This window comes from uncultured Methanobrevibacter sp., from assembly GCF_937906425.1.
Taxonomy (GTDB): domain Archaea; phylum Methanobacteriota; class Methanobacteria; order Methanobacteriales; family Methanobacteriaceae; genus Methanobrevibacter.
In genome coordinates this window covers 1-8,057 of record NZ_CALCYR010000213.1, presented here as the reverse complement: position 1 = coordinate 8,057, position 8,057 = coordinate 1, and the positions used below count along the sequence as shown (strand labels likewise).

3 protein-coding genes and 1 pseudogene are annotated in these 8,057 nt (G+C 32.1%); all 4 read right to left on the bottom strand.

The window, feature by feature from the left end; translation table 11 throughout:
• The coding region (locus Q0138_RS06265) for an Ig-like domain-containing protein (protein WP_297982156.1) at positions 1 to 3,844 on the bottom strand (3,844 nt) is incomplete at its 3' end.
• Positions 3,845 to 5,055: 1,211 nt separating this feature from the next.
• Positions 5,056 to 5,742, bottom strand: a complete 687-nt coding sequence (locus Q0138_RS06260; RefSeq protein WP_297982155.1) for a V-type ATP synthase subunit D — start codon at positions 5,740 to 5,742, stop codon at positions 5,056 to 5,058.
• An 88-nt stretch (positions 5,743 to 5,830) separates the two neighbouring features.
• The gene (locus Q0138_RS06255) at positions 5,831 to 7,216 is read right to left on the bottom strand and encodes an ATP synthase subunit B (RefSeq protein ID WP_297982153.1); all 1,386 of its coding nucleotides are present in this window, start codon (positions 7,214 to 7,216) and stop codon (positions 5,831 to 5,833) included.
• Positions 7,217 to 7,218: 2 nt separating this feature from the next.
• A pseudogene (locus Q0138_RS06250) lies at positions 7,219 to 8,057 on the bottom strand (V-type ATP synthase subunit A); the annotation flags it as partial.

The following is an 8,057-nucleotide window of genomic DNA, read 5'->3' as shown; positions in this document are numbered from 1 at the left end:
TTTCATATCCAATCTCAGTTACAGTACGTTTAAGAGGAACCTCAATTGTATTGTTAAGCACAATAGTGTTGTTGACTTCTTTTATAATTTCATTTGAGATTACTATAATGTTTAAAGAACTGCTTACTGTAATGTTGTTTTCATCTACATAACTTGCAACAGCAGTGGTGTTGCCACTTACAGGAAGACTTGCCTTACCATCTGCATCAGTGGTAAGAATTGATTCAACACCATTAGCGCTAATGCTTACAGAAGCATTAGCAATAGCATTTCCTTCCCCATCAGTAAGGGTAGCGATAACAGAAGATCCATCTTCTGAAATACTTAATTCAATATTTGCCATGACTTCTGATACTCTGATGAATCCATTAGATCTTATTCCAGCATAATAACTGCTATCACTATCAAATTCCTCATACTCAAATTGAGTACCAAAAAATTCTGCATAGATTATGCAGTCTTCACTAAGATTTTCCAATGTAAATTCATAAGAACCGTCAATATCAATATCCTCATTAAATAAGGTCTGAGCATTAGATTCAACATATATATACACCTTACCATTGAGGGCTTCACCATTAGGGCCTGTTAACTCAATCACTACAGTAGCATCATCACCAATGAATACATCTGAAGTTTCAACCTTTAAGAAACTAGGATATAAAACGATGAATTCTCGTGATTCATAAGTTTCAAGCCATCCAGATTCCTCATCACCAGCATAGTAAACTTCAATAATATGCTTACCATAACTTAATTGTCCAAAATCAAAGACAGCAGGACCTTCGTCCTCATTTTCAGGGTCAAAGACAATGGTTTCAAAAGCGATAGGGTTTTCCTCATCTCCATCCAATATTATAGTCACATTAGCTGAAATAGGATTGTCCGCCATATCATAAACTTGAATAGCATACTCAAAATTATCTAATGTAGTTTCATCGTCATCAGCTGGGAAAATAAAAATAGATGTGAATTTATTAAATACGTTAAAGTTTTCTATACTTTCAGAAACATAATATGTGTATCCCTCATCATAATCACTAACAGCTATAACACTGTACATTCCTATAGGCAAGTCAAGAGAAATAAGCTCATTGCTGTTTACACTTCCTTCATATAAAAGTTCAGAGTCAAAAAACTCATCAAGATCGCCATCATATTCTTGAGACCAAACCTCTACATAAATGTCTATTGCATCAATTTCTTCATAGTACTCATCGACAATAGAAAAGCTGATAGAAGCGTTATTGCCAACAACCACATTAGGAGCATATATTTCAATATATGCTGGTTCTCCATAAGCAACTATAGTGAAACTATCATCGCTAGGACCATAATTCTCTTCATCATCACCATTATACCTGACAGTGACATTGTTTACTCCAAGGCTGAAAGCACTGTATGGAATTGAAATGATGTCATTTCCTATAATATAATATGTGTCGTATAACTCCTCACCAATGTAAACATCTACTGCTCCATCAATTGGCTCATCATCAGCAGTCAATTCAATATTGATGTCTTCTATCTCATCTTCACTTAAAATAATTTCAGGATAATCTGGATAAGCGTATAAGCTAGTATTTGTAATAGTCACTTTAAGTAGAGTAGCGTTAATGTAATTGTGAGTGCATTCATCTGTAGATACTATATCAGTAGTAGCTGCAAAGTCGTAATCACAGTTTTCAATAGCACAGTAATCTCCCCACTCAATATCTCCAGGAATATCTGCAATACCATTCACATTTATGTTTGAGAATGAACAGTCATAGAAGTATATTCCATCATCAAGTACAAAATCCCCAATTTTATTTATTATAGAATCTGAGCTTATATTTTCAAAAGTACAATTATAAAACTCTGCTTTACCATATTTATATACAGTAATCGGAGCATCTTCAGAATCTAAATTTTTAAATACACAATTATCGAAAGTAGCATTAAATGTGAAAGCATAACCATATTGCTTCCATTGATCTTCTCCGATTAATTCATACACTTCCACCATAGTGTAACGATATTTCATCACAGTCAATTGTAAACTGTCATAGAAAGTACAATTAATGAAAACAGTATTTCTTCCAACATCTGCTTGCTTAAAAGTGAAATTAATAAAAGTATATTCTGCATCAAGATTCAAAGTATTACCATATGCTTTACTTTCAAAACTATTGAAAATAGCATTCTCGCCTTGAGCAATTAATGTAATATTCATCGGACGATTAAAAGCTTTTCGAGTGTAGACTCCATCTGCAACATATATTATGCCATCATTTTCAACGTTAGAAAGAGCATTATTAAGGTTAGTATATGCATCTTCCCAACTAGATCCATCATTAGCCCCTGTAGCGGCAGGGTCAACATACCAAACATTAGTTGGAGTTTCTCCATCTGAAAGGATACTTTTACCTAAGGTATTTTTAGAATTTAAGTCATCAAAACTATTTGATTCAGTAGCATCATAATTATTATTTTGATTATACTGAGTTTGTGGGCTATTAATAAAAGTGTTATTTTCAAAAGTATAATTTCCATTTGAAATGTAAACTGTATCGTTTGTAGTTACAGTATGGTTTATGAAGGTATTGTTATAAATTTGTAAGTAAGGCTCTCCACCAGTAGCATTGTCATAAACTGTATTATAACCACAAATAGCTTGTCCTATAACTGCAGCATTATGAACAAATCTGGAACCATGAACATTTAAAGTTCCTCCATTTAATGCAGAAATTGCTCCACCACGTCCTAAACTTGTGGTTGATTCATTGGTAAATTCACCGCATAAGTTATTGTTATTTGTAAAATTACAATTTTCTATAGTTATATTATATTTTGAACCCCCATATGGGAATCCTCCTATAGCTCCACCACCATTATTTGTGGTACAGTTATTATTATCAAATATGGAATTATAAACCTCTAATTTTCCATAAGAAAATAAAGCACCACCATTCCATCCAGCAGTGTTTCCAGTGAAATTTGAATCAAAAATACGGGTATATGCATTTATATGAGTATGAATTCCCCCAGCCCATAAATTTGCATGGTTAAAAATAAAAGTAGAATTTGTAACATTCAAATATCCGCAATTATTGATAGCTCCAGGGTCTGAAGAAGCAGTATTATTTTCAAATTTACAGTTTGATACATTCATCCTAACATTAGTAGGAATAGAATGATAGTTAGTTACAGCACCATAAGGCGCATTACAATTAGTAAAATTACATTCTGCAATTTTCATAAAACCATAATTATTATAAATTACAGAATATCTTCCTCCAGTAGCAGTTTGAATATTTTCAAAACTGCAATTTTCAATAGTGGTGGTTCCTGCCAATTGAATAAGAATTTGTGAAGTTATATTTGTAAACTTAATATTTCTTAATGTGATTGATAAACTAGGATCTGAGCAAATAAATGGTGTGTAACTTAAACTACCTCCAGTAACATAACTATTGGAATTACCAGTAATTATCACATCATTATTAAATTCAATATTTTTATTAGAATCTATAAGATATTCTGTCCCAGTAAGTAATATTTCAGATTCACCATTAATAACATTATTATACAATCCATCCCAATCACTTGCAGTTGCAGTGACTGTTTTAGTGTTTCCAATATTATCTTTTCCATCATTTAATTCTATATCAGAATTATTTGTTACTGAATTTATTTCAGACAAACTACCATATGTATCTTCAGGGATTGCATCTACACTAACAGCATCATCAACAGAACTGTCAACTATATCAATTGAAACATCATCAACTGCACTAGCTGCACCCATGAAACAACATAGAATAACTAATAAAATAGCAAAAAACTTAATATTATTTCTCAAATAATTCCTCCTAAATTACTTTAAAAAAAATATTTAAAAAAAGAGTTTTATTAAAATATCAAACTATTTTAATCTTAGAAAAATATAAAAATGATTTTTAAATATTAAAAATCACTATTTCAAAAACCAAATTTTAATTTAATAAAATTTAAAAAAATTTAATAAATTCTAATAATATTTTTCTATTGAAAAAATCAAAACACTTAAAATATTTTAAAAATAATTTAATAGATTACACCATTAATACTAATAAATTAATTGCCCTTTTTTTAAAATGAAAAATAATTAGATTTATAAGACTTGACATATGCATAAAAAACTAGGATATTTAATACATATATTGAATAAACATCAAAAGCATTTAATATTAGCATAAAGTCAAATATCAAATAAAAATAATTGAATATATATAAGTATTTTATAAAATTAAAGATAATTAAGCAAATAGTGTAAATTAAACTTTAAAAAATATAAAAAATAATTAAGCAAATACTATCAATTAAACTTTAAAAAATATAAAATATATATGTATATAATAAATATAAGTTTAGTTAAGTATTTAAACATTACCCATAAACTAAAAACATTAATTCAGTGCTGTTGAAATATTTATATAAACATGTTTTAAACTTTTGAATAGTTATTTTTTAGAAAATTTTAGAAAAATTAAGATTTCAACAAAGCCTAAAATTTAAAACTTATCCTATTTTAGATAATTAAAAAAATCCATAATTTAAAAGCATATAAATTTATGGGGCAAATATATTGCAATAATATGAAAAAAGAGAAGTAATTTTTAAAACAAAATCATAAGAAAGTATTATCCTTCAAAAATACATTATAAAAAAATTTTAATATAAGAAAATATTACCATTTCATCATGCTAAAAAAACTAAAAAAAAACTAAAAAAAACACTAGTGAAAAATTCTTAAAAAAATAAAAAAACAATGAAAATTATAAAATATATAAAAATAAGATAAAAAAACTAAACTAAAAATATAAAAATAAATGCTAAAAATATGAAAATAAATATTAAAAATATAAAAATAAATGATAAAAATATGAAAATAAGCTAAAAAATTAAAAAAAACATGAAAATTAATAAAAAACTAAAATATAAAATAAAAAAAATAAAAAAAGTTTAAGAAAATAAATACATATTCTATTTTAACTAAGCAAAATATGAATTGCATTTATTTCTTTTTTAAAATTATTCTTGAGCAGCTTTTAATTGAGCTTTTGCTAAAGCTTCTGCTTCGTTTCTCTCAATAGTAGATCTAATCATCTTCATTCTTACGAAGTTTTCCCTTTCCATCTCTTCAAGTTTCATGTTGATTGACTTGATTGTAGCCTGGAATCTAGGGATCATAATATGTTCAAGAGAGTTTACTCTACGCTTGGTAGCTTCAATCTCATCAGCTAAAAGATAAATTGTCTTTTCGATTTCACCTAATTCAATAATGTATTTTAAAGCGGTTTCGAATTTCTTAGCCGCTTCGTCCAATTGAATTGAAGTGTCTGAAAAGCCGTATCCCCTTTCAACCAAAGTTCTTGTTTCCATTTCCATATCAGTTATAGGTACGGTAACACCCATAATACTTCTTGAAGAAATATCTACTTTAACAGATTCCTTAACAGATAAAGCTGCCTTTTGAACAGCCAAGTCACCCATAATAATTTGAGCTTCGGTAAGTGCTGCGTAAGCTTCGGAAAGATTTTTTTCTGCGTTTTCCCTTGCACCTTTAACTCTGTCCAAGATATCGAAAAACTCCTTAATCAAAGCGTCCCTTTTTTGTTTTAACAAACTGTGACCCTTTACTGCAAGTTTTTCCCTATCCTTAAGAGCAAGAAGCTCCATACGTGTTGGGTTAATACCATCAAGTATTTCTTCTGCCATACTATCCTCCTAAAGATAATATTTCAAGTCTAAAACCAAATAATGATGAATTTAAAAACCTTCAGAATAAATCCAATATGGATTTAATTTATTCTGGGTAGTATTTTTCAATAAATTCATCTTTAACTCTTTTAAGTTCTGTCTTAGGTAAAATGGTTAACAATTTCCAACCAAGATCTAAAGTTTCTACAATACTTCTGTCTTCATCTTTAGCTTGAGTAATGAACTCATTTTCAAAACTTTCTGCAAATGCCAAGAAAGCTTGGTCTCTTTCAGTAAGAGCGTCTTCCCCGACTACTGCAACTAAGTCTCTTAAGTTACGTCCTTCTGCATAAGCGGAATAAAGCTGGTCAGATACACCACTGTGGTCATCACGAGTCTTATCGTCACCGATACCACCACTCATCAAACGAGACAAGGATGGAAGTACGTCTACAGGTGGGTAAATACCTTTCCTGTGAATATCCCTACTGAGTACGATTTGTCCTTCAGTAATATAACCGGTCAAGTCTGGAATTGGGTGAGTAATATCGTCTTGAGGCATAACTAAGATAGGCATCTGGGTAATGGAACCTTCCTTACCTGCGATACGTCCTGCACGTTCGTAAATACCTGCTAAGTCAGTGTACATGTAACCAGGGTATCCTCTACGACCAGGAACTTCGTCCCTAGCTGCAGAAATTTCCCTTAAAGCTTCACAGTAGTTGGATAAGTCAGTGAGAATAACCAATACGTGCATACCAAGTTCAAATGCCATGTATTCAGCAGTGGTTAAAGCCATTTTAGGAGTAAGAATCCTTTCAATAGCAGGGTCGTCTGCCAAGTTCATGAAAACGGTTACCTTTTCCAAAGCACCTGTTCTTTCGAAATCTCTCATAAAGAAGTTTGCTTCTTCGTGAGTAATACCCATAGCAGCAAAGATTACTGCAAACTCGTCATCGGAACCTACTACTTTAGCTTGCCTTGCAATTTGAGCAGCCAAGTCGTTGTGAGGTAAACCAGATCCTGAAAAGATAGGTAACTTTTGTCCTCTTACAAGGGTGTTCATTCCATCAATTGTGGAAATACCAGTTTGGATAAACTCTGCAGGGAATTCCCTTGATGCAGGGTTCATTGGGTTACCGTTAATATCTAATTCCTTATCAGGGATAATTTCTGGACCACCGTCAATAGGTTTACCAGTACCGTCGAAGATACGTCCCATCATGTCTCTTGAAACACCGATTTTAGCTGTTTCACCAGTAAATCTTACTTTAGTGTTTAAGGTGTTTAAGTCAGTGGTACCTTCAAATACTTGAACAACAGCAACGTCGTCTTTTACTTCCAATACTTGTCCTCTTCTGTGTTCACCAGTAGGAGCTTCGATTTCTACGATTTCGTTATAAGCTACCCCTTCAACACCTTCTACTACCATCAAAGGACCAGAAACTTCAGAAACTGTTGTATATTCTCTTGTTTTAATATCAGCATTCATTTTTATACCTCAGCACATTGTGTTACAACTTTTTCTTGAATTTCTTTTATTTTTGCTTCAAACTCATCTTCAGGGATGTATTTCATTCTAGCAATATCCTCTTTAACCGCTAAAGCTGCAATTTCCTTTACATCAGCTCCACGTTCCACTGCTGCACTTGCAGCTTGATGGAATTTGAGAATAGTTTCTAACATGCCTGCCTGTTTGATTGGAGAACAGTAAGTGTCCACATCATCGTATGCGTTTTGTTGCAAGAAGTCTTCTCTTAACATACGGGTGGTTTCCAATACAACCTGTTCAGAATCAGGTAATGCATCAGGACCTACTAATTGTACAATTTCCTCAAGTTCGGATTCCTTTTGTAACAAGACCATAGCTTGGTCCCTGTTAGCTCTCCATTCATCTGAAGCGTTTTCTTGCCACCAGTTAGTAATACTTTCCACATAAAGGGAATAACTTTGCAACCAGTTGATGGAAGGGAAGTGACGTTTATCTGCAAGAGATGCATCCAATGCCCAAAATACCTTACAGATACGTAGGGTGTTTTGAGTAACAGGTTCGGATAAGTCCCCACCAGGAGGTGATACTGCACCTACTACGGTAACAGAGGATTCCTTAGGATCTTGACCTAAAGTGATAACCCTTCCAGCTCTTTCATAGAACTGTGCAAGTCTGGATGCCAAGTATGCTGGGTAACCTTCTTCCCCAGGCATCTCTTCAAGTCTTCCGGAAATTTCCCTCATAGCTTCAGCCCATCTGGAAGTTGAGTCTGCCATGAGCGCTACGTCGTAACCTTGGTCACGGAAGTATTCTGCAATAGTAATACCGGTGTATACACATG